Raw genomic sequence first — 21,488 nt, forward strand, 5'->3', positions numbered from 1 at the left:
GGGCAGCCCTCACCGGCCAAGTTCCAGATTATGGCGAGGACGGAGTTGCGCGGGAAACGATGTCGGCCATCGGCACCGTTCCCCGGTGCAGTCATGATGCAATCAGGCTTTCGGTGCCCGAGGACACCCCGGCCGAGATCGACTCGACGGCCGTGCGGCACGCCTCCTCACAGCGGCGGCATGATTCGGCGCAGATGCGGCAATGCTCGTGCATGGAGGCGTGGCGCTCGCACTCAGCGGCGCATGTCCGGCAGGCCTGGGCGCACGCCTCCAGAGCGGCGACGATCACCTGCTCGTTGCTGCCCGTCCGGCGCGTCGCGAGAGTGCCTGCCGCAAGGCAGAGGTCGGCGCAGTCGAGGTTAAGGCGGATACACTGCCGCAGCTGCTCGATCATCTCCTCGCCGAGACAGGCGTCCGCGCAGGATGTGCAGCTCTGCGCGCATGAGAAACATTCTTCGATGCAGCGGATCAGTGCGTCGTTCGTGTTGCCCTGCACTTGAGGGTGGGCCGAGATCATTTCTTGCATATGGTGCATGGTCGCATCTCCTGGAGTGGTTGGATCGACCCCCGCTCTCTCACTCCTACGCGCCCGCAGCGCCGAACCCTTGGATTTCCTTCTTAACCAGGATCAATCGATGCCGCATTCGAGGGCTAACCGCCGCCACCGCGTATAGCAGTTTGTGGAGGGCGTAGGTTTCTATGCAAAATCGAGTGTTGCTCAAGGTTGCCGCATTGTTCCTGCTGTTCGCTGCGCCGCCCGTGGCAGCGCACGAGAATCATGACCAGCTCGGCGCGGGGCCTGGACCGGCTGTGGAAGCCAATGTCGCCGACGAAGCGCGCGAGCGAAGCGCAGCGGCCCATACCGAGATGGCGGCGGCGCACGGTGAGGCGATGGAGCATCATGCCGAGGCGGCCGAGGCGAACAAGACGTTCGGCCAACGTCTGGTGAGCTGGCTCGGCCGACTCCATAGTCTCGTCATCCACTTCCCGATCGCCATGTTCCTAGGCGCGCTCGGGGTCGAGCTCTACGCGCTGTGGCGCCGCCGGCCAGAGCTGCAGGGCGCCGCGCGGGTGATGCTCATCGTCGGCGCGGTCGGCGCGGTCGCGGCGGCGTCCCTCGGCTGGTTCGCGGGCGGCTTTTATCTCACCGACCGCAATCCCATTCTTATGGCGCATCGGTGGCTGGGAACGGCAATCGCCGTTGCCGGGTTGGTGCTTCTCTATCTTTCGGCAACCGCTCGCAGGATGCCAGAGCGGCCGCGGCGAGCCTATTGGGCGGTGCTCGGCGTGCTGACGATCGCCATTGCGGTCCAGGGCTGGCTCGGCGGCACCTTCATGCATGGCGGTATCGGTCATATGGCTTTTTGACCTTGGAGATTGATTTGGACACTGCACGATCCACTTGCCACGCGCTTTCGAGACGGGACCTCATCTACGGCGGTCTGGCGCTTGGAATCGCTCTCACCGGATGTTCTCGCGCCGAGACGGCTGCGTCAAAGCCGGAACAGTCCTCGACGAACGAGCCGGATGCGGGCGCTCCGAAGGCCATGACCGTTTATCGGGACCCGAGTTGCGGATGCTGTGAGGCCTGGGCCAGCATCGCCGAGCAGAACGGCTACCAGGTCACGCTGCTCGACGATCCGAACATGGCAGCGGTGAAACAGCGGCTCGGCGTTCCGCCAGAGCTTTCTTCCTGTCACACCGCCCTGGTCGGCGAATATGTGGTTGAGGGCCATGTCCCGCTGGACCAGGTGGCACGCATGCTTCGCGAGCGTCCCTCCGGCATGCGCGGGATAGCCGTTCCGGGAATGCCGATCGGCTCCCCGGGAATGGAGGTTCCGGACGGGAGCAAGGAGCCTTTCCAGGTGGTCGCGTTTTACAAGAACGGCCGGACGGAGATTTTCAGGCCTTAGGCAACTGGAGCATTTACCTGCGTAAAAGCGAGGATACAGACATGGAACAGGGCAAGAAGATGGAGAGCATGGGATGGAACCGGTTCGCGGCGATGATCGCGGCATCCACCTTCATCATGTTCTTCCTGATGTATCAGCTGGTCTATTCGTCCGAGCATCTGATGTTCAGCCTCAATCGGCTGATCTCGGCCTTCATCATGGGCAGCGTCATGACCATCGTCATGCTCGGCTTCATGTGGTCGATGTACAAAGGCATGGCGCTCAAGGTCGGCGTCCTTGCCGTCGCGCTCGTCGCCGGAATCGGCCTGCTCGCGGTCAACCGGAGCCAGGCGCTGGTCGGCGATACGCTGTTCATGAAGGCCATGATCCCCCACCACTCGATCGCGATCAACAATGCCCGCCGCGCCGCCATCAGCGATCCGCGCGTCCGCGAACTCGCGGACGAGATCATCGCAAGTCAGGTCCGGGAGATCGCGGAGATGAAGCTCCTGATCGAGGATATCGAGCGTAACGGCGAGCGCGGGACGACGGCGCTGCCAGCACGGCAGGCCGTCGTTACGCCGGACATGCTGCCCGAAATACGCAAAGCGGTGGAGTGAGGGCACCAAGCCCTCACTGGTCTTTGAAGATTCACTCGTCCCGCTCGGCCTAGAACCAGCTTCTGATGCCGACAAGCAGGCTCCAGCCCCCTGCGTCCTCCCCGGCTGCTCGCCTGAAATCGGCCGTATCGCCGAAGGCCCGTTCGTATTCGACGCCGATATAGGGCGCGAACTCCGGCACGAACTCGTAGCGCAGGCGCGCGCCGACTTCGGCGGTCGAGAGGCCGGAACCGATGCCGAGCTCGGGCACGTCCTGGGCCGAGAGGTCGAATTCGAACGCTGGCTGGAGGATCAGCTTCTGGGTGATGCGCTGGTCGTATTCCGCCTCGAAGCGCGCGGTGAGCTCGCCCTTGTCCGAGAGGAACAAGGAGCCGTCGACTTCGAACCAGTAGGGCGCGAGCCCTTGGATGCCGAGCACCAAGTGCGTGCGTTCGGGATCGGGCCGGAAATCGTGGCGGATACCGGCCTGGAGATTGAACCACGGATCGATCGCGCGGCTGTAGAGCGCCTGCACCTCGACCTGTTCGGGACTTTCGCCGAATGCGCCTTCGCCTTCGCTCTTGAGCCAGAGCTTGTCGTAGTCGCCCCCGTACCAGCCCTGGAGATCCCACTTGTAGCCGTCCGCGCCGTCGCGGGCGCGGTATTCGAACTGGTCGGCGAGGAACATCCACGTGACGTAGCCGCCATGCTCCTCGATCAGCTCTTCCTGACGCTTTCGCTCGAACAGCGCGGGATCGTAGATCGTGGCAGCGGCGTGCTCGGGTCCGGAGAAGGCCTCGGGCGGCGGCGGCGCCACGGGTGGCGCGTCCGTCGCAGCCATTCCCGGCATGGCGTGGCCGGCGTGGGGATCGGCCGATTGCTCGAGCATTCCGTGCCCTGCGTGCGGATCACTTGCCTGGGCGGGCGGAGCCGCGGGCATGTCATGGCCGGCGTGCGGGTCGGCCGCCGGCTGCTCAGGAGTCGAAGGCATGACGTGTCCGGTGTGCGGATCGGCATCCTGCGCTTGACCGGCGGGTTCGGCATGGCCGGCATGCGGATATGATTCCGGGGCCGCGGTCGGCATCGTGCAGTGGCCCATCGCGGCGTGCTCGGGCGTGCAGGTCGATTGTGCAGGGGCAGGAGCGGGCGTCGGCGGCGGCTCGCTCTGGTGGCCGGCATGGGCGTCCTGCGCGGATGCCGGCGCGGAATGCCCGGCGTGCTGCGCGAAAGCCGCCCCGGGGAACGCAAGCGCGGAAGCGCTGAGCGCGAGGAGGAAGCGCTTCATGCCGCACCTCCTTCATCGTCCATGGGCCGGACCTTGACGACATTCATCATGCCGGCGTGCATGTGGTAAAGGAGGTGGCAGTGGAACGCCCAGTCGCCGGGCGCATCGGCGGTGAGATCGAAGCTGGCCTTGCCGCCGGGCATCACGTTCACCGTGTGCTTGACGGGATTTCCATGCGGCATCCCGGTCACGACCTCGAAGAAATGGCCGTGGATGTGGATGGGGTGGCTCATCATGGAGTTGTTGATGAGGTTGACGCGGACGCGTTCGTTGCGGGCGAAGCGGATCGGTTCGGCCCCTTCGTTGAGCTTCACGCCGTCGAACGACCACATGAAGCGCTCCATGTTGCCGGTGAGGTGGATATCGACGCTGCGGGTCGGCTCGCGTTTGTCATGGAACGGTATCAGCGGCGCGAGCTGGTGGTAAGTCAGCACCCGGTGCGGCACGTCCTCGAGGCCCAGCGGCTTGTCGCCGGTGCGGTCGACCGGCATCGGCGCGATCATGTCGACGCCCACGCCCACCTTCACGTCGGGGGGCACAAGCGATTCATCGCGCATGTCGTGGCTCATCGACATCGCGCCTTCTTCCATGCCGGCCATCGAGCCGCCGCCGCTGCCGTGATTCATGCCGGGCATCGATCCGTGGTCCATGCCGGGCATCGATCCGTGGTCCATCCCGCCCATGCCCATGTCCTTCATACCGAGCACCGGCTTGGGGCGGAGTGGCGGCACCGGCGCCTGCATGCCCAGGCGCGGCGCCAGCGTCGCGCGGCCGAGGCCTGAACGGTCGATCGACTCCGCAACCAAGGTAAACGCCTTGTCTTCGGTCGGCGTGACGATCGCGTCGTAGGTTTCGGCGACCGATATCTGGAACTCGTCGGTTTCGACCGGCCGGACGTTCTGGCCGTCGGCGCTGACGATCGTCATCGGCAGACCCGGGATACGGATATTGAAGATGGTCATCGCCGAGGCGTTGATGAAGCGCAGTCGCACGCGCTCGCCGGGACGGAAGAGCCCGGTCCAGTTCTCCGCCGGTCCATGGCCGTTGATGAGAAAAGTGTAGGTGGCGCCGGTGACGTCGGCGATGTCGGTCGGGTCCATCCGCATCTTGCCCCACATCAACCGCTCGCTGAGGGGCATGGTGCGGGCGAGATCGTCTTCGCCGCCGATCAGGCCGGCGAGCGTCTGCCGCTCGCGGTTGAAATAGCCGCCCTGCTGCTTGAGCTTCCCGATCACATTGTGCGGATGCATGAAGGTCCAGTCGGACAGGACGATCACATGTTCGCGGTCATAGGCGACCGGATCCGCGCCGGCGGGATCGATCACGATCGGCCCGTAATGGCCGCTCTGTTCCTGCAATCCCGAATGGCTGTGATACCAATAGGTGCCGTTCTGGACGATCGGAAATTCATAGGTGAACGTCGTCCCGGGCAGGATGCCGGGAAAGCTGATGCCCGGCACGCCGTCCATGTGGAACGGCAGGATGAAGCCGTGCCAGTGGATCGACGTGTCCTCGTCGAGCGTGTTCTCGACATGAATGCGGACATTCTGCCCTTCGCGCAGGCGAATGAGAGGCGCGGGCAGCACACCGTTCAGGGTGATGGCATGGCCGGTGCGCCCGCCCACGTTGAAGCGGCTGTGGCCGACGGTGAGGCGGATATCCTCGCCCGAGAGGGTCGGCATCTGCGGCGTGAGCCCCGGCGAGCCGGACTGCGCCCAGGCGGGAAACAGGCCCGCAAAGCCCAGGCCGGCCGCGCCGGCCGCGCCGGCGCGCAGCAGCGATCGGCGGTGGATCATCTGGTTCATGGTTTTTGTCCTCGGCTCCCCGAAGGAGCCCAATGTTCGCTGAACGAGCCGGGAGGCAGATCGGCCGCCTCCCGGTTCGATCATTCTCAGTGCTGGCTCATATCATGGCCGGCATGCGGATCAGCCGCGGGCGCATCCGCCGCCTTCTCGCAGCAGGCCATCTTCTTGCCTTCGGCCTTCATCTTTTCGCAGCAGGCCATCTTTCCGTCTGCGTCCTTTTCGCAGCAGCCTCCGGCCATGTCGTGACCCTCATGTCCGTTTGCGTGGTCCATGTGCGCGGCGTGGTCGGCTGCGCCGGTCTGCGGGGCGTGCTGGGCATGCGCATCGGACGGCGCAGCTGTCTGCGCAAAGGCGGGCGAGGCGATCATCATCGCGATCGCGGCAAGCATCATCTTCATGTGTAATCTCCGAAAGAAGTGAGAAGAACTCAGATCCTCGGAGTCATACGCGGAGGCGGCGTTTCCCCCTCAAGCACGATCGCCGATAGCTGGCGGTGCCCCGCTGCCATATGCTCAATGCGCATTGGCTGCCACGGTTCTCCAACGAGCGGCGGGACCGCCGGGAATGCGGCGCAGGCAACGGCGCAATTCATGCCGGGATCGGGGGCTTCGTGGCCGACCGGCGCATCGTCGCCGGCACAGTGGCCGTCGAGCGCGAGCGTCGTAACCGCATTGCCGTGTGGCATCGCCGCAGCCTTCCCGCTCGCCATTGCAGCAGGCGAGAGAAGCATCGCGAACGCGACCAGGAGCGCGCAAAGCGCCCTTCGTGCGGTCCTGACAGATGCTCCGGCCGTGGCTGACACCGATTCCGCTCCTTTAGCCGCCCTTCTAGAGTTTGACATGGTGATAAGGTCAAGCACGAGAAGCGGCCTGCGGACACGCATCCGCCTTTCGCAGCACGAACGCCTTGAAATCGAGCGCCTGGAACAGCCGTGCTGGCGCGGTGAGCCCGGCCTCTCCGGCCATTCGTGCGAGCGTGGATTCGTCGACCGGGTGAAAATCCCGCGCCATCCGCGTGCTCATCTGCGCGATGACTTCCGCGCTTGCGCTGCTCTGGCGTGCCCAGGCGTCGCGCAGCACAGGCGCGGTCTCCTGTGAATGCTCGGAGCGGAACGGGTCCGCGATCAGGAGCGGCGCATTCGGAGCGAGCGATTCGGCGATCGCCGAGATGAAAGCCTGCTTCTCGGAGTTTCCCGGCAGGAAGCGCGACACCAGCAGGGTGAGCGCGGCGTCATAACGCGCGTCCGCCGCCTCGCGCGGCATCGGAGGCACTGATGCCTCGATCCAGCGCGCCCTCTTCGCGATCCGCCGCCGGCATTCGATCATTGGTCTTCATTGCTGCTCGCTCGCCAGTTCCACGAGGATCGGACAGTCGGGCCGGTTGTCGCCGTGGCATTCACGCGCCAGCGTTTCGAGCGAGCGGCGCATCGCCTGGATTTCGCGTTCCTTGCGCTTCAACTCGTCGGCGCGCGCAATGGCGAGCGCCTTCACGTCAGCGCTAGCGCGAGCCTTGTCCTGCCACAACGCCAGCAACTGGCCGATCTCCTCGATCGGGAAGCCGAGATCGCGCGCGCGCCGGATGAACCGCAGCGTGTGCACGTCCTTGTCGTCATAGTCGCGATACCCGGAGTCCCGCCGTGCCGCCTTCGGAATCAGCCCGATCGCCTCGTAATGGCGGATCATCCGTTGGCTCACGCCCGACTGCTTCGATGCCTGGCCGATGTTCATGGATAGTCTCCTCAGGCTGCCGACGGCCGCCAGCGTCTCAGCGTCAGTGCGTTCGCGACCACGCTGACGCTCGAAAACGCCATCGCCGCGCCCGCGATCACCGGACTGAGCAGGCCGAGCGCCGCCAGCGGGATGCCAACCACGTTGTAGATGAACGCCCAGAACAAGCCCTGGCGAATTTTCGAGTACGTGCGCCGCGAAATGTCGATCGCGTCGGCGACGAGCCGCGGATCGCCGCGCATGAGGGTGATGCCGGCCGCGTGCATCGCCACATCGGTGCCGGTCGACATGGCGATCCCGACATCGGCGGCGGCGAGCGCCGGGGCATCGTTCACGCCGTCGCCGACCATCGCGACCGTTCGGCTCCCGCTGCGAAGCGCCGCCACAGCGTCCGCCTTGCCTTCGGGCAGCACGTTGGCGACGATCTCATCGATCCCAAGTTTGGCTGCGGCGGCGTTCGCGGCGCCCTGATTGTCTCCGGTCAGCATGATGCTGCGGATCGAACGTGCATGAAGGGAAGCGATCGCCTCGCGCGAAGACGGCTTCGCCTCGTCGCCGAAGGCAAGCAATCCGATGAGCCGCTTGGCCGGTGCGACCTCGGCCACCCAGGAAACCGAACGGCCTTCGCGTTCCAACGTCTCGGCTTCCCCGGCCAGCGCGCCGCGGTCGACGCCTTCCTCGTCCATCAACCGTCCGCTTCCAAGCAGCAGCGAGCGGCCGTCGACCTCGGCGGCAATCCCGCGTCCGGGGAGCGCTTTCAGATGCCTGACCGGCGCGCCTCCGACCCGCCGCGCCTCAGCCGCGGCAAGGACCGCGCGGGCGAGCGGATGTTCGCTGCCGCTCTGAAGCCCCGCGGCAAGTTCCATCAGGCGCTGTTCCTCGGTCCCCGCGGCCGGAAAGGCGGCGACCAGCGACGGCTTGCCCTCGGTAAGCGTGCCTGTCTTGTCGAACGCCACCGCGTCGATCCTATGGGCGGTTTCGAGCGCCTCGGCGTCCTTGATGAGCACGCCGGCGCGGGCGGCGACGCCGGTTCCCGCCATGATCGCGGTCGGCGTGGCGAGGCCGAGCGCGCAGGGGCAGGCGATCACCATCACGGCAACCGCGTTGAGGATGGCCGTTTCGACGCCCGCGCCGGCTATCAGCCATCCCGCGAAAGTGAGGACGGCGATGCCGAGCACCACCGGCACGAACACCGCGCTCACCTTGTCGACGAGGCGCTGGATCGGCGCCTTGGCGCCCTGCGCGCTTTCGACCAGCCGTACAATCCGCGCGAGCGTCGTTTCGGCGCCGACCGCGCCGGTCTCGACCAGGATCAGTCCTTCGCCATTGATCGACCCGCCCGTGAGCGGGTCGCCGACGTTCTTGGCTACCGGCATGCTTTCGCCGGTCAGCATCGACTCATCGACGCTCGTCGCGCCTTCGATTAGCCGCCCGTCGACCGGCACGCGCTCGCCTGGACGAATGCGGACGACATCGCCGACCCGCACCTGTTCGACCGCCAGTTCGACCTCTTGCCCATCGTCGCCTACGACGCGCGCGCGCTCGGGCCGGAGCGCCATCAGCGCGCGGATCGCCGCGCCGGTCTGGCGCTTGGCGCGGCCCTCGAGCCATTTGCCGAGCAGAACGAGGGTGATGACGACGGCCGAGGCCTCGAAATAATAATGGCCGCCCCCACCATGATCCATCGGCGGGACAAGCAGCTGGTAGAGGCTCAGGCCGTAGGCGGCGGACGTGCCGATTGCGACCAGCAGGTCCATATTGCCGGTGTGCGCCTTGAGCGCCTTCCATCCGGCCCGGTAGAAGCGCGCCCCAAGCCAGAACTGGACAGGCGTCGCCAGCACGAGCTGCGCCCAACCCGGAATGGCGGCATCGATCCCGAACGGCGCCAGCAGCATCGGGAGCACAAGCGGCAGCGACAGGATCGCAGCGATGAGGACATGTTGGAGCTCGCGCCTTGCGCTCGCGGCGCGGCGCGCCTCCTCCTCCCCGGTCTGACCGGACGCAGGCACGACCCGGGCCGCCGCGGCGTAGCCGGCCCTTTCGACCGCGCGAATAAGGTCGGCCGAGGATGTCGCGGCGACCGCCTCGATCCGGGCAGTCTCGGTCGCGAGATTGACCTCGGCCTTCAGCACGCCGGGGACGGCGTTGAGTGCCTTCTCGACGCGGCCGACACACGATGCGCAGGTCATGCCGCTGATCGACAGTTCGGTGACGCTTCGGCCAGGCGTGTAGCCGGCCTTCGAGACCGCGTCCGCCAACGCGGCGGGATCCGCGCGGCCTTCGTCGAAGCGAACCTCCGCCCTTTCGGTCGCGAGATTGACCGACACGCCGGTAACGCCGGGCACCTGGGCGATCGCGCGCTCAACCCGCCCAACGCAGGAGGCGCAGGTCATCCCCTCGATCGGCAGAACAAGGCTGTCCGCCGTTTCATTTTCGGCTCGCGGCGGCAGCGTGAGCGCATCCATCAGTCGTCTCCTCATCGAGTCGATCCTGTATATGGAGTCTGACATCATGTTAGGGTCAAGCAATTCCCGCCGGCCGATGCCGCTTGACCTTGCCACGATGTCAAACCCCACATTCGCCTTCGACTGAAGGAGAACCAACATGATCGAGTTGAAGGTTTCGGGCATGATCTGCGGCGGATGCGTCCGGTGGGTAACCAATGCCGTGCACGGCGTCGCGCCGGGCGCGCTCGCTACGGTGGATCTCGCGACCAAGCGCGTGTCGGTAGAAACCGACGTGGATGCCGCCACCATCGCGGCCGCGATCGAGAGCGCCGGCTACGAGGTCGAGCGCCAGGACGCCTGACCGGAACGGAACCCGCGGCCGCGCGGTTCTGCCCGCGCGGCCGCCAGCCCTCGACGGGGAAAGCCCATATGGACCACGACCACTCCGCGCATGCCCATCACGACACAGCATGCACGCAGGCGCATGCCGCGGGCGCGTCGCTCCACCGGCGCGCCATTTGGCACGATCGGAACTTCGCCCGCCGCCGCACCGTTGGACTCACGACACGTACGGCAGGTCAATTTCGGCGCGCTGGTGGAACGAGGAACTCGACATGGGTGAATTCACCGACAAGGCAAAAGGCAAGGTCAACCAAGCGGTAGGCGATGCCAAGCAAGAGAGCGACGACGAGAGCGTCCGGCGCGAAGGCGAAAAGCAGGAAGCCAAAGGCGAAGGCCAGGAGCTGAAGGGGAAAGCGAAGGGCGTGATCAACGACCTTTGATCCCGCTCAACAAGATGTTGCCGCCGCCGCTGGGAAACCGGCGGCGGTTTCTCTTTGTAGCAAGAGCCTGCTGTCAGGCCTGCGCAACCCCTTCCAGCTCAGTAAGCCGATCGCGCGAAACCTGGGCAACGATGTCGCGCAGGGAGCGGACCGACGCCAGCACCGCATCGAGATCGTCGGGGTCGATCCGGTAGTTCGACGAATAGCGTGCCTCGACATAGGCGCGCTTGAGCAGCTCGAACCGGCGACGGTCGATACGCGCGTCGCGCGGCCAGGCTGCGATCAGCTTCGGCTCGCTGTCCTCGGACAAGGAACGCAGGAACTTGATGTTGTGCGAGCGCGGGAAATAGAGGGTTCGGACCAGCAGGAAGCAGATGTATGCGCGTTCGGTCGCCTGATGGAGGGTGAAAGCCGCATCCTTCCACTTCGCCTTCTCCAAGCAGAATTCGGCGATCTCGATCGCATCATCGACCTTAGTTAGCCAATCTTGGAAATACTCCTCCGCCATCCGATGCGCATCGGATGCCGTCAAAGGCTGTGGGGTGGCGAGTGGATGACACGGCAGGTCGTAGAGCACGATTCCGTCGCGGGCGATGTCGACCCAGAAATATTCACCGCGCGTGAGCCCCTGGTTCACCTCTTCGAGCGAGTGGACGATGATGTTGACCGGCCGGTCGATCGCGGCGTCGCGCAGGATTTTGTCCTCGGCGACATACCAGTAATGCGCGATGTCGGTGAGGTCGCCGTGGCTGACGATCACCAGCAGGTCGTAATCCGACTGGTAGCCATTCTCGGGCTCATCGACCCAGTCGTCGCGTGCATAGCTGCCGAACAGGATGATCTTGTAAATCTTGCCGTTCCGGCGATGCGCCGAGGTGGCGCGCGACGTGGCCTCGGCGAACTCCGCCATGAGCACGTCCTGCACCCGTTCCAGCTCGGCGCGCTGCGCCTCCGGCAAATGATCGATATCCGTCCGCATCGTTCCTGATTCTCGCAGGTAAATCCGCGAAGGCAAGGGCGGCAGGGATTTGTCTCCCGCCGCGCGGTATCGAGGTCCGACCTTGTCGCACTACCGGTCTTTGACTTATCCATGTGCTGTCCGGCGAACCGGGTTGCCGATGCGCATATGAGCCCTTGTGGCGTAAGGCACCGGCGCGTGCCCTCAAGCACGTTCTCAAGGCTCGGCTCGTCGGACACCGTGACTGCCGCCGACCGCCTGCCCCAGCGTCATATTTCGCCGAGGGGTAGGCCACGCTGACGCGTATAGTGAACGGGAAGCGGCACTTCGTGTGCGATCAGCAAGTTATCGCAGCGGCCGCCCGTACGCAAAGCAGGGGAATCTCATGACAGAGGAAGCTGCTACTCCGGGCGCCGCGAGCGACAACAAAGCCGGCGTCGTTCTCGTTACCGGAGCGAGCGGCTTCATCGGCTCCGCCGTCGTCGAAAGGCTCGGCAAAAAATATAAGATTATCGGCCTCGACCGCGCCGGCCCGCCCGATCCTCCGTCACCGGCAGTGGCGATCGATTTCGATCTTGGCTCGGATGAGACTGTCCGCAAGGCACTGGAAGAGGTCAGGGATCGGTTCGGCAGCCGGATCGTGTCGGTCATTCACCTCGCCGCCTATTACGACGTATCGGGGGAGCCTAACCCGCTCTACGAAAAGATCACGGTCGAGGGCACCAGGCGTCTGCTCGACGCCTTGCAGAGCTTCGAAGTCGAGCAGTTCGTCTATGCGAGCACGATGCTCGTCCACCGGGCGACGGACAGCCCCGAGGAGCGCATCGACGAGAATTCGCCGATCGATCCGAGTTGGGCATACCCGGAATCCAAGGCCCGAACCGAGGCCGTTCTTCGGGACCGGCACGGCGACATTCCCGTGGTCTTTTTGCGCATCGCCGGCGTCTATGAGGATGAGGGGCATCAGCCCTTCATCGCTGAGCAGATCGCCCGCATCTACGAGCATCGGCTGATCGGGCATGTCTATCCGGGCATGCTCTGCGCGGGTCAGTCCTTCGTGCATCTCGACGACCTCACCAATGCGATCGAAAAAGCGGTGCAGCGGCGCCGGGATTTGCCTGCCGAAACCCCGCTGCTCGTCGGCGAGCCGGAGGCGCTCGGCTATGCCGAGGTGCAGGACATCATCGGCTGCACCCTTCACGGCGAAGGATGGGACACATTCCGGATTCCGCAGCCGATCGCAAAGGCTGGCGCCTGGGTGCAAAATGAAGTGCTCGGCGAGGATAGCTCGATCAAGTCGTGGATGGTCGAGGCGAGCAACGACCATTATGTCCTCGACATCGACCGGGCGCGGCAGCTTCTCGACTGGAAGCCGAAGCATCGCTTGCGCGATGTGCTTCCGAAGATGGTCGCGGCGCTCAAGCGGGACCCGCAAGGCTGGTACAAGGCCAACAAGCTCAATCCGGCCCTGGTCGCCTGGTACGGGCAGCGGCCCGTCGCGTCCGACCATGCCGAGCATAATGCCGACGCCAAGCCTGGCATGGATCACATGGCGATGGATCACGCCAAGGGCGGCGGCAAATCTGAAGATGCGAGCCGCAAGCATGATGCCGAGCCCGCGCATGAAGGCGGCCACGATCATATGGCCATGATGGATGCCGACGCACGCCGCACGCGCTGGGTGCATTTTGCGATGATCGGTCTGGGCGCCTGGCTTGCCGCAAGTCCGCTGGTCTACGACGCCGTGACGAGTGGGACCGTGGACGACGCCGTTCGTGCCGTCACCGTCGATCGCGGGCTGCCGTCCGTCGAATGGCGGACGGGCGTGTTGATGGCCAGCGATGTGATCAGCGGCATGCTGCTGATGCTGTTCGGAGCGATGTCGCTTTCGAAGCGGACCGCGTGGTTCGGCCAGTGGGCGGCCTGTTTTGTCGGCATATGGTTGCTGCTCGCGCCGCTGGTCTTCTGGAGTCCGAGCGCGGCCCAATATCAGAACGACATGCTCGTCGGCGCGCTGGCGATCGCCTTGTCGGTGCTCGTGCCGATGATGCCGGGGATGAGCATGGCCGGCATGATGGATCCCAAGTCCATTCCGCCGGGCTGGACCTATGGCCCGTCCACCGCTGCCCAGCGCTTTCCGATCGTCGCGCTCGGCCTGGTCGGCCTCCTTATCTCGCGCATGCTGACCGCATATCAGCTCGGGCACATCGATTCCGCCTGGGAGCCGTTCTTCATGGGCTCGCCCGCCGATCCCCGGAACGGCACCGAGGAGATCATCACCTCCGATGTTTCCAAGGCCTGGCCGATCCCCGACGCGGGGCTCGGGGCGGTGAGCTACATGTTCGAGATCCTGATGGCGGTTATGGGCACCCGCGACCGCTGGCGGACGATGCCCTGGATGGTCACCTTCTTCGGCATATTGGTGATCCCGCTTGGGGTCATCTCGATCTACTTCATCATCATCCAGCCGATCATGATCGGCACGTGGAGCACGCCCGCATTGATTGCCGGGCTAGCCATGGTCGTCATGATACCCTTCGCACTGGACGAGGTCATCGCCATGGGACAGTTCCTCTACTGGGCCCATCGCCGCGGCAAACCACTGATCCGGACGTTCTTCAAAGGCGACGCGGTGGACAGGGGTGAAGAAGATACCGCCGATGCGCTGTCCGCGTCTCCCACAGCCGCCTGGGCCGAAGCCAGACGGGGCGTGACGCTTCCCTGGACGCTGGCCGTCAGCACGGTGATCGGCGCGTTTCTGATGCTGACGAGGCTGGTATTCGGCACCGAGGGCGCGATGGCGAATAGCGACCATCTGGTTGGTGCGCTCGTCATTACGATCGCCATTATCGCCACGGCCGAGGTCGCGAGAATCCTGCGCTTCATCAATGTCGCGCTCGGCGCCTGGCTCGTCGCCGCGCCGTTCCTGCTCGAGGGCGCCGACGGCTCCGCGACAGCCGCCAGTGTGGTGATCGGCCTCGCATTGATGGCGTTGAGCCTGCCGAGAGGAAAGCGGAGCCGCGAGCATTACGCGGGATGGGACAAATATGTCATCTAGTCGGTCAGGATTTGACATGAAGCGACGCCGGCGTAGGCTTGAAGAGTGACAAGGTTCATCTTGGCCATACTGATCGCGCTGTCGCTGATCGGCAGCTCTGGTCCGGCGTTCGCCGCGCCAGCGCCTGACTGCGCGATGGCCGGAGCCGCGATGGGAAGCCCTGCCGACCACGACGACATGGGTTGCTGCACACCCGACTGCGCGGTCTCCTGTCCTGCCGCGCTGGTTCCTCCCGATAGCTTGCCTGAGCCGTCTGTTCTGCTCACCAGCGCCCGCGCCTGGATGCCGACGGCCAGCGCCCTTCACTCCGTGAACCCGACCGCGATCGACCCTCCTCCAAAACCCACGCTCGGCTGATTTTGAGCACGGCTCCCGCGCGGCAGCCGTGCAGGTGCGATGGGCGCTGAGCCCATTCGCAAGTCAGTTTTGGCGATCCAAGCGCCGGCCTCTCACCAGGCATTGCCTGTGACGCGCTGCTGATGAGCAGCGGCATTGGGCGGATCGGCGTCGACGAGGGTAATTCGATGAACAAGATTTATTTGGCCGGCGCGGTGGCGCTATTTTCGAGCGTTGCGGCCTGTAGCGAACAACCAAGCGCATCGCGCGAAGAGACGACTGTTCCAGCAGAACGGCCGGAGGCCGCGTCGCAGGACGCGGATTATTCGGCAAGTGGCGAAGTGACGGCTGTTGCCAGTGAGACGGTGACGATCTCGCATGGTCCGGTGCCGGACCTGCAATGGCCCGCCATGACGATGACGTTCCAGGCCGACGGCCCGGACATCCTCGCCGGTGTTGCGGCCGGGGACCGGGTGTCGTTCGCCTTCCGTCAGGCGGACGGCGGCTATGTTCTGACCTCGCTGACCAGGAACTGAGCACGGGGCGGAGGGAGGCTTACCGGCCTTTCGTCCCCCGCTGGCAGGAACAAACACTCATGAAATCTTTCGCCTCTCCTTGGCGTGGATCGGTGGCAGTGGCGCTCGCCTTCGCTGTCGCCCAGCCGCAGCCCATCTTCGCCCAAGCCCAGGCCAAGCTCAGTCTCGATGAGGCGCTCGCGCTGTCTGTCGAGCGACAGCCTGCGCTCAACGCTTTCGCGCGGACCGCCCGAGCGGCCGAGGAGGCCGCGGTCGCCGCGCGACAGCTTCCCGATCCACAGCTGACGATCGGCATTCAGAACCTGCCGGTCACCGGGTCCGAAGCATTCGACCTCGGCGCCGATTTCATGACCATGAAATCGATCGGCATCATGCGCACCCAGGTCAGGGAAGCAAAGCGAGACGCCGCGTCGGCGCGTTATCTGGCAGAAGCCGCCGTTTCGCTCGCCGAGCAGGATGTGCTCGCGCGCCGCATCCAACGCGAGGTGATGCTCGGCTGGATCGCGATCATCGAGGCCCAGCAGAAGCGTGAGGTGCTCGGACTCCTCGTCGAAAAGCTGGAGGCACGTCAGTCACTCGTCGAGGGCGGCATTCTCGACGGAAGTGCCACGCCGGCGGATGTCATCGCCATCGAAGCCGATATATCGGCCGCTCGCGGCGAGATGCTCGCGGCCAAGGACGCCGAAACCGCGGGCCGCGCGATGCTCGCGAGGTGGATCGGCGATGCTGCCCAGCGGCCGCTCTCGACGAAACAGCTCCCCATCTGCCGGCCCTCAAACAAGCAGCTGGCCCTAGCGGCGGTGGCGGAGCATCCGCTGATCGAGGTAGCGCGGCGCCGTGAGACGGTGGCGGAGCGTAGCATCGATATTGCACGCGCGGAGCGCAAGCCCGACTGGGGTTGGTCGGCGATGTACGGCCAGCGCGGCGGCGGGCGATCGGACATGGTGACGCTCCAGGTCACCATCGATCTGCCGTTCAACAAATCGCGTCTGCAGAATCGCCGGATCGCCGAGGCTTCGGAGTTGGCCGCCGCGGCTCGCGATCGGGCGGAGGATACGCGCCGCGAAGTGGTATCGGATTTCGAGCAGGCTTGGGCGCAATGGAGCGAGGCCAACGCACGGCTCACGACCGCCCTTAGTGACACCTTGCCGGCCTTGGAGGCGGTCGAGCGCGCTTTGGAGGCAAGGGTCGCCGGCGGCCAGCCTGCGGTGACGGACGTCCAGGCCGCCAGCGAACGCACGACCCGAACCGTGCTCGACGCCATCGAGCAGCGTGCCGCGCTCGCCCGCGCAAGCGCCGACCTGAGCTTCTATGCCGAGGAGTGCGCATGATGGTGGCTGATCGCATTATCGGACCGCTCCGTTCCATGGACCGCCAGAAGCGCACGATGATCGGCGCCGGGCTCGCGCTGGCGATTGCGACCGCCGGTGCCGGCTATTGGGCCGGTTCATCCGGGCTGTTCACCGAGAATGGATCGTCCGCCGGTGCGCAAGGCGAAACCATCGATGGTGTCGTTCAGGACGGCTCCGGCCAGCGCGTGCTCTACTGGTACGATCCGATGATTCCGATGGAGCGATACGACGCCCCCGGCAAGTCGTCGATGAACATGGCGCTCATCCCCAAATATGCGGATGGGGCCACCGACGGCGGGGTGAGAGTGTCGCCGGCGATGGCGCAGAGCCTTGGCGTGCGTATCGGCGAGGCTCAGGTGCGCGATCTCGCGCCGACTGTGCGAGGCGTGGGCCGGGTGCAGATCGATGAACGTATGATCGAGGAGGTGCAGACCTTCGCTCCCGGCTTTGTCGAAAGTCTGACGGTGCGGGCCGAAGGCGAGCCGGTGCAAGCGGGGTCGAGGATCGCGAGCGTCTATTCGCCCGAGCTGCTCACTGCCCAGCATGAATATAAATCGCTGCTTGGCATGTCGCGCGATGTGGCGCCCGCAAGCCTCAGGCAGGCGGCGCGCGACCGTCTGCGGCTGCTCGGACTTTCCGGCGGCGCTATCCAGCGGCTCGAAAGCGGCGGCGCGCCGCAGCGCACCTACGCCGTCTTCGCGCCTGCCTCCGGGATCGTGACGGAGATCGGCGCCCGCCCCGGCGCCAGGGTCGAGCCAGGCCAGTCGATCGTCACCATCGCCGGCCTGTCGCGGGTCTGGGTGGTGGCCGAAATCCCCGAAGCGGCTCTCGCTGCGGTGAAGGTCGGTCAACCGGTCGACGTGAGCTTCGCGGCCTATCCCCGCGAGGTGCGCGAGGGGAGCGTCGATTACATCTATCCCTCGCTCAATCCCGAGACCCGCACCGCGCGCGTCCGTGTCACGCTCGCCAATCCGGGCCTTCGATTGAAGGAAGGCATGTTCGCCAATGTGATCGTGCAGGGAACGGGCGGGATGACGCTGACGGTGCCGAGCGAGGCGGTCATCGCAACCGGAGAGCGGACTGTCGTCGTCACCAGGCGGGACGGCGCCTTCGTGCCGGTCGAGGTACAAACCGGCACGGTGGCGAACGGCTTCACCGAAATCCTGAGCGGCCTCGAGCCCGGCGACGAGGTCGTGCTCTCGGGGCAGTTCCTGATCGACTCCGAAGCATCGCTGTCCGGCGTGATCAATCGTCTCGAAGCGGCGACTCCTGCAGGTGAAGAGTCGACCGCGCAGCTCGCCCGAGGCACGGGCACCATCCAGTCGCTCGACGCGCCGCGGCGGCGCATCACCATCGCGCACGGGCCGATCCCGACGATGAACTGGCCGGCGATGACGATGACCTTCGGCGTGCGGGAGGCCGCGATGCTTCGCGGGTTCAAGCGCGGCGACCGGGTCGATTTCGCCTTTCCCAAGACTCAGCAAGGCGGCGCCTATGTGATCGGGCAATTGTCGCGGGATGCCGGCCAGTGATCGCGCACATCATCCGCTGGTCGGCGGCGAACCGGCTGCTCGTCCTCTTGGGCGCCCTCTTCATCACCCTCGCCGGCGCTTACTCGGTGTCGCGCACGCCGCTCGACGCCATTCCCGACCTGTCGGACGTCCAGGTGATCGTCCGCACGCCCTATCCGGGGCAGGCGCCGGAGATCGTCGAGGCCCAAGTCACCTATCCGCTGACCACGACGATGTTGTCGGTGCCGAAGGTGAAGGCGGTGCGCGGCTATTCCTTCTTCGGCGATTCCTATGTCACCGTCATCTTCGAGGACGGGACCGACCTGTATTGGGCGCGCTCCCGCACGCTCGAATATCTGAGCCAGGCCGGCAATCTCCTTCCCGAAGGCGTTTCGCCGGCGCTCGGGCCCGACGCCACGGGCGTGGGCTGGGCATTTCAGTATGCGCTCGTCGACCGGACCGGGCAGCATGATCTGGGGCAGCTCCGGGCGCTGCAAGACTGGTTCCTGAAGTACCAGTTGAAGGAAATTCCCGGCGTCGCCGAGGTGGCGTCGCTCGGCGGTATGGTCCGGGCCTACCAGATCCAGCTCGATCCGGATCGGATGCAGATTTACGGCGTCTCCGCCCAGGAGGTGATCGAAGCCGTTCAGCAGGCGAACAACGAGGCCGGCGGCGCGGTCATCGAACGTGCCGAAGCCGAGTATATGGTCACCGTCGGCGGCTATCTGGAGGATTTGGACGACTTCCGGAATATCCCGCTGTCGGCGGAAGGCGGGACCGCAGTCACGATCGGCGATGTGGCACGGGTGCAGATCGTTCCCGACTTCCGGCGCGGCATCGCCGAGCTCAACGGCGAGGGCGAGGTCGTCGGCGGGATCATCGTCGTTCGGCAAGGCGCCGACACGCTGTCGGTCATCGAGCGCGTCAAGGAAAAGCTAGCCGAGATCAAGGACGGGCTGCCGCCGGGGGTCGAGGTGGTCACAACTTACGATCGATCTTCGCTGATCGAGCGGGCGGTCGAGAATCTGTGGGAGAAGCTGTTCGAGGAGTTTCTCGTCGTCGCGCTCGTGACCGCCCTGTTCCTCCTTCATCTTCGCTCGGCGCTGGTAGCGATCATCATGTTGCCGCTGGGCGTGCTGGCGGCGTTCACGGTCATGTATTTCCAGGGTGTCAACGCCAACATCATGTCGCTGGGCGGCATCGCCATCGCCATCGGCGCCATGGTCGATGCGGCGGTGGTCATGATCGAGAACGCGCACAAGAAGCTCGAACATGCCAAGGTCGAAGAGGGAACGCTCACCGAGCCGAGGCGCCGACAGGTGCTCACCGAGGCAGCGGTAGAGGTTGGCCCGGCGCTGTTCTTCTCGCTCCTCATCATCACGCTTTCGTTCCTGCCCGTGTTCACGCTGGAGGCGCAGGAAGGGCGGCTGTTCAAGCCGCTGGCCTTCACCAAGACTTATGCGATGGCGGCGGCGGCGGGGCTTTCGATTACGCTCGTTCCGGTATTGATGCTGATGTTCATCAAGGGCCGCATCCGTCCCGAGAGCGACAATCCGGTCAACCGGGCCCTGATCGCCGCTTACCGGCCAGGTCTCGCGTGGGTGCTGCGCCGGCCAAAGCTGACCGTGGGCATTGCCGCCGCCGCGTTGGCGCTGTCCCTCATACCGGCAAGCCAGCTCGGCGGCGAGTTCATGCCGCCGATGAACGAGGGCGACATCCTCTACATGCCGACGGCCTTGCCCGGCCTTTCGGCGTCGAAAGCCTCAGAGTTGCTGCAGGTGACCGACCGGATCATCAAGACCGTGCCGGAGGTGAAGACGGTGTTCGGCAAGGCCGGCCGCGCCGACACCGCCACCGACCCCGCCCCGCTCGAAATGTTCGAGACGATGATCCAGCTCAAGCCCAAGAGCGAGTGGCGGCCCGGCATGACGATGGAGACGATCATCGAGGAGCTGGATTCCAAGCTCAGGATACCGGGGCTCGCCAACGTCTTTGTCCAACCCATCCGCAATCGCATCGACATGCTGGCGACCGGCATCAAGACGCCGGTCGGCGTCAAAATTTCGGGACCCGATCTTGGGACGCTCGACCGTCTCGGCCGGCAGGTTGCGCAGGTGGTCAAGGGGATCGAGGGAACAAGCTCGGCGGTGTCGGACCGCATCTCCGGCGGCCGCTATATCAATATCGAGATCGATCGTCTCGCCGCCGCTCGCTACGGACTGTCGGTCGAGGACATCCAGGCGACCGCCGCGACCGCCGTGGGCGGAGAGCAGATCGGCGAGAAGATCGAGGGCCTCGCCCGTTTCCCGATCGAGGTCCGCTTCCCGCGCGAGACCCGCGACAGCGTCCAGGCGCTTCGCCAGATTCCGATCATCGCGCCTTCCGGAGCGGTCGTGACGCTTGGCACGGTCGCGGAGATCGCGATCGAGGACGGGCCGACGATGATCAAGAGCGAGAATGCCCAGCCGTCGGTCTGGGTCTATGTCGATGTCCGCGACCGCGACGTCGTCGGCTATGTCAACGAAGCACAAGAGCGCGTCGCCGGAGCGATCGATCTCCCGCCTGGCTACTCAGTCGCCTGGTCGGGCCAGTTCGAATATGCGCAGCGGGCCGCTGAGCGAATGATGTGGGTGGTCCCGGCGACGATCGGCATCATCTTTCTGCTGCTCTTTCTCGCCTTCGGCCGGGCGCGCCAGCCGCTGATCATCCTGCTGACCTTGCCGTTTGCGCTCGTTGGGGGCGTATGGCTCATCTATCTCCTCGGCCACGCCGTTTCGATCGCCACGGCGGTGGGCTTCATCGCCCTTGCCGGGCTGGCGGCGGAGTTCGGCGTGGTCATGCTCGTCTATCTCGACCGCGCCATCGAGGAGCGCGTCGACGCGGGGCGCTTCTCGAAACCGGAATATCTCGACGAGGCACTGATGGATGGCGCGGTGCTGCGGGTGCGACCGAAGGCGATGACCGTGGCCGTCATCCTCGCCGGTCTCTTTCCCCTACTGATCGGAACCGGCACCGGCTCGGAGGTGATGCAACGCCTGGCGGCGCCGATGATCGGCGGCATGATCACGGCGCCGCTGCTGTCGCTGTTCGTGCTGCCGGCAATTTACAAGCTGCTCGGCCACCAGCGCTTCGTCAGCGGAGGTCGCGATTAAGAGTCACCATCGGCGGCGTCCGGAGCGCAGCCAGCATAGGCGATTCCG

At 65.4% G+C, this 21,488-nt stretch carries 19 protein-coding genes; 11 read left to right on the plus strand and 8 right to left on the minus strand.

The genetic code is table 11. From position 1 onward, the window contains the following. Positions 1 to 91 precede the first annotated feature (91 nt). The gene (locus H7V21_RS11495) at positions 92 to 535 is read right to left on the minus strand and encodes a four-helix bundle copper-binding protein (RefSeq protein WP_188053885.1); all 444 of its coding nucleotides are present in this window, start codon (positions 533 to 535) and stop codon (positions 92 to 94) included. A 176-nt stretch (positions 536 to 711) separates the two neighbouring features. Here H7V21_RS11495 and H7V21_RS11500 point away from each other — a divergent pair, with 176 nt between their 5' ends. The 3 genes from H7V21_RS11500 to H7V21_RS11510 all read left to right on the plus strand — a co-directional run bounded on the left by H7V21_RS11500 (position 712) and on the right by H7V21_RS11510 (position 2,512). Then, positions 712 to 1,368, plus strand: a complete 657-nt coding sequence (locus H7V21_RS11500) for a DUF2231 domain-containing protein (protein ID WP_262503846.1) — start codon at positions 712 to 714, stop codon at positions 1,366 to 1,368. Positions 1,369 to 1,547: 179 nt separating this feature from the next. Next, positions 1,548 to 1,913 (plus strand): DUF411 domain-containing protein, encoded by a 366-nt coding sequence (locus H7V21_RS11505; protein ID WP_262503847.1) that lies wholly within the window; start codon positions 1,548 to 1,550, stop codon positions 1,911 to 1,913. A 41-nt stretch (positions 1,914 to 1,954) separates the two neighbouring features. Continuing rightward, complete coding sequence (locus H7V21_RS11510) at positions 1,955 to 2,512, plus strand: DUF305 domain-containing protein (protein WP_188053886.1); 558 nt, start codon at positions 1,955 to 1,957, stop codon at positions 2,510 to 2,512. Positions 2,513 to 2,561: 49 nt separating this feature from the next. Here H7V21_RS11510 and H7V21_RS11515 read toward each other — a convergent pair whose 3' ends face one another. From H7V21_RS11515 to H7V21_RS11540, 6 genes are all read right to left on the minus strand, one after another. Then, positions 2,562 to 3,776, minus strand: coding sequence for a copper resistance protein B (locus H7V21_RS11515; protein ID WP_188053887.1), 1,215 nt, complete (start codon positions 3,774 to 3,776; stop codon positions 2,562 to 2,564). Continuing rightward, positions 3,773 to 5,581, minus strand: a complete 1,809-nt coding sequence (locus tag H7V21_RS11520; protein WP_188053888.1) for a copper resistance system multicopper oxidase — start codon at positions 5,579 to 5,581, stop codon at positions 3,773 to 3,775. Before H7V21_RS11520 ends, H7V21_RS11515 begins: the two co-directional genes overlap by 4 nt. Positions 5,582 to 5,667: 86 nt before the next feature. After that, complete coding sequence (locus H7V21_RS11525; RefSeq protein WP_188053889.1) at positions 5,668 to 5,952, minus strand: hypothetical protein; 285 nt, start codon at positions 5,950 to 5,952, stop codon at positions 5,668 to 5,670. Positions 5,953 to 6,432: 480 nt separating this feature from the next. Beyond that, positions 6,433 to 6,843 carry a hypothetical protein gene (locus H7V21_RS11530; protein WP_188053890.1) on the minus strand — a complete coding sequence of 137 codons (411 nt, stop codon included), beginning with the start codon at positions 6,841 to 6,843 and terminating at the stop codon, positions 6,433 to 6,435. Between the two features lie 69 nt (positions 6,844 to 6,912). Next, positions 6,913 to 7,308, minus strand: a complete 396-nt coding sequence (gene cueR, locus H7V21_RS11535) for a Cu(I)-responsive transcriptional regulator (protein WP_188053891.1) — start codon at positions 7,306 to 7,308, stop codon at positions 6,913 to 6,915. A gap of 11 nt (positions 7,309 to 7,319) precedes the next feature. Beyond that, positions 7,320 to 9,773: a heavy metal translocating P-type ATPase gene (locus tag H7V21_RS11540; RefSeq protein WP_188053892.1), complete on the minus strand. Its 2,454-nt coding sequence runs from the start codon at positions 9,771 to 9,773 to the stop codon at positions 7,320 to 7,322. A gap of 139 nt (positions 9,774 to 9,912) precedes the next feature. Here H7V21_RS11540 and H7V21_RS11545 point away from each other — a divergent pair, with 139 nt between their 5' ends. Next, positions 9,913 to 10,116, plus strand: coding sequence for a heavy-metal-associated domain-containing protein (locus H7V21_RS11545; protein WP_188053893.1), 204 nt, complete (start codon positions 9,913 to 9,915; stop codon positions 10,114 to 10,116). A 253-nt stretch (positions 10,117 to 10,369) separates the two neighbouring features. Beyond that, on the plus strand, positions 10,370 to 10,537 hold the full coding sequence (locus H7V21_RS11550) for a CsbD family protein (RefSeq protein ID WP_188053894.1): 168 nt from the start codon (positions 10,370 to 10,372) through the stop codon (positions 10,535 to 10,537). A 73-nt stretch (positions 10,538 to 10,610) separates the two neighbouring features. On the opposite strand, the gene H7V21_RS11555 is transcribed toward H7V21_RS11550, so the two are convergent. Continuing rightward, positions 10,611 to 11,516 (minus strand): HEPN domain-containing protein, encoded by a 906-nt coding sequence (locus H7V21_RS11555; protein ID WP_188053895.1) that lies wholly within the window; start codon positions 11,514 to 11,516, stop codon positions 10,611 to 10,613. Positions 11,517 to 11,880: 364 nt separating this feature from the next. Here H7V21_RS11555 and H7V21_RS11560 point away from each other — a divergent pair, with 364 nt between their 5' ends. The 6 genes from H7V21_RS11560 to H7V21_RS11585 all read left to right on the plus strand — a co-directional run bounded on the left by H7V21_RS11560 (position 11,881) and on the right by H7V21_RS11585 (position 21,440). Then, complete coding sequence (locus H7V21_RS11560) at positions 11,881 to 14,553, plus strand: NAD-dependent epimerase/dehydratase family protein (RefSeq protein ID WP_188053896.1); 2,673 nt, start codon at positions 11,881 to 11,883, stop codon at positions 14,551 to 14,553. A gap of 60 nt (positions 14,554 to 14,613) precedes the next feature. Next, the gene (locus H7V21_RS11565) at positions 14,614 to 14,910 is read left to right on the plus strand and encodes a hypothetical protein (protein WP_188053897.1); all 297 of its coding nucleotides are present in this window, start codon (positions 14,614 to 14,616) and stop codon (positions 14,908 to 14,910) included. A 122-nt stretch (positions 14,911 to 15,032) separates the two neighbouring features. Continuing rightward, positions 15,033 to 15,425 carry a copper-binding protein gene (locus H7V21_RS11570; RefSeq protein ID WP_223177017.1) on the plus strand — a complete coding sequence of 131 codons (393 nt, stop codon included), beginning with the start codon at positions 15,033 to 15,035 and terminating at the stop codon, positions 15,423 to 15,425. 98 nt (positions 15,426 to 15,523) lie between these two features. Continuing rightward, entirely contained in the window at positions 15,524 to 16,756 is a 1,233-nt protein-coding gene (locus tag H7V21_RS11575; RefSeq protein ID WP_188053898.1) for a TolC family protein, read from the plus strand. Then, on the plus strand, positions 16,753 to 18,309 hold the full coding sequence (locus H7V21_RS11580) for an efflux RND transporter periplasmic adaptor subunit (protein WP_262503848.1): 1,557 nt from the start codon (positions 16,753 to 16,755) through the stop codon (positions 18,307 to 18,309). The genes H7V21_RS11575 and H7V21_RS11580 overlap by 4 nt, the downstream gene beginning before the upstream one ends. Continuing rightward, the gene (locus H7V21_RS11585) at positions 18,306 to 21,440 is read left to right on the plus strand and encodes an efflux RND transporter permease subunit (RefSeq protein ID WP_188053899.1); all 3,135 of its coding nucleotides are present in this window, start codon (positions 18,306 to 18,308) and stop codon (positions 21,438 to 21,440) included. Before H7V21_RS11580 ends, H7V21_RS11585 begins: the two co-directional genes overlap by 4 nt. Positions 21,441 to 21,488 lie beyond the last annotated feature (48 nt).

The organism is Sphingosinithalassobacter sp. CS137 (genome assembly GCF_014334115.1).
In the GTDB taxonomy this organism is placed as follows: Bacteria; Pseudomonadota; Alphaproteobacteria; order Sphingomonadales; family Sphingomonadaceae; genus Sphingomonas.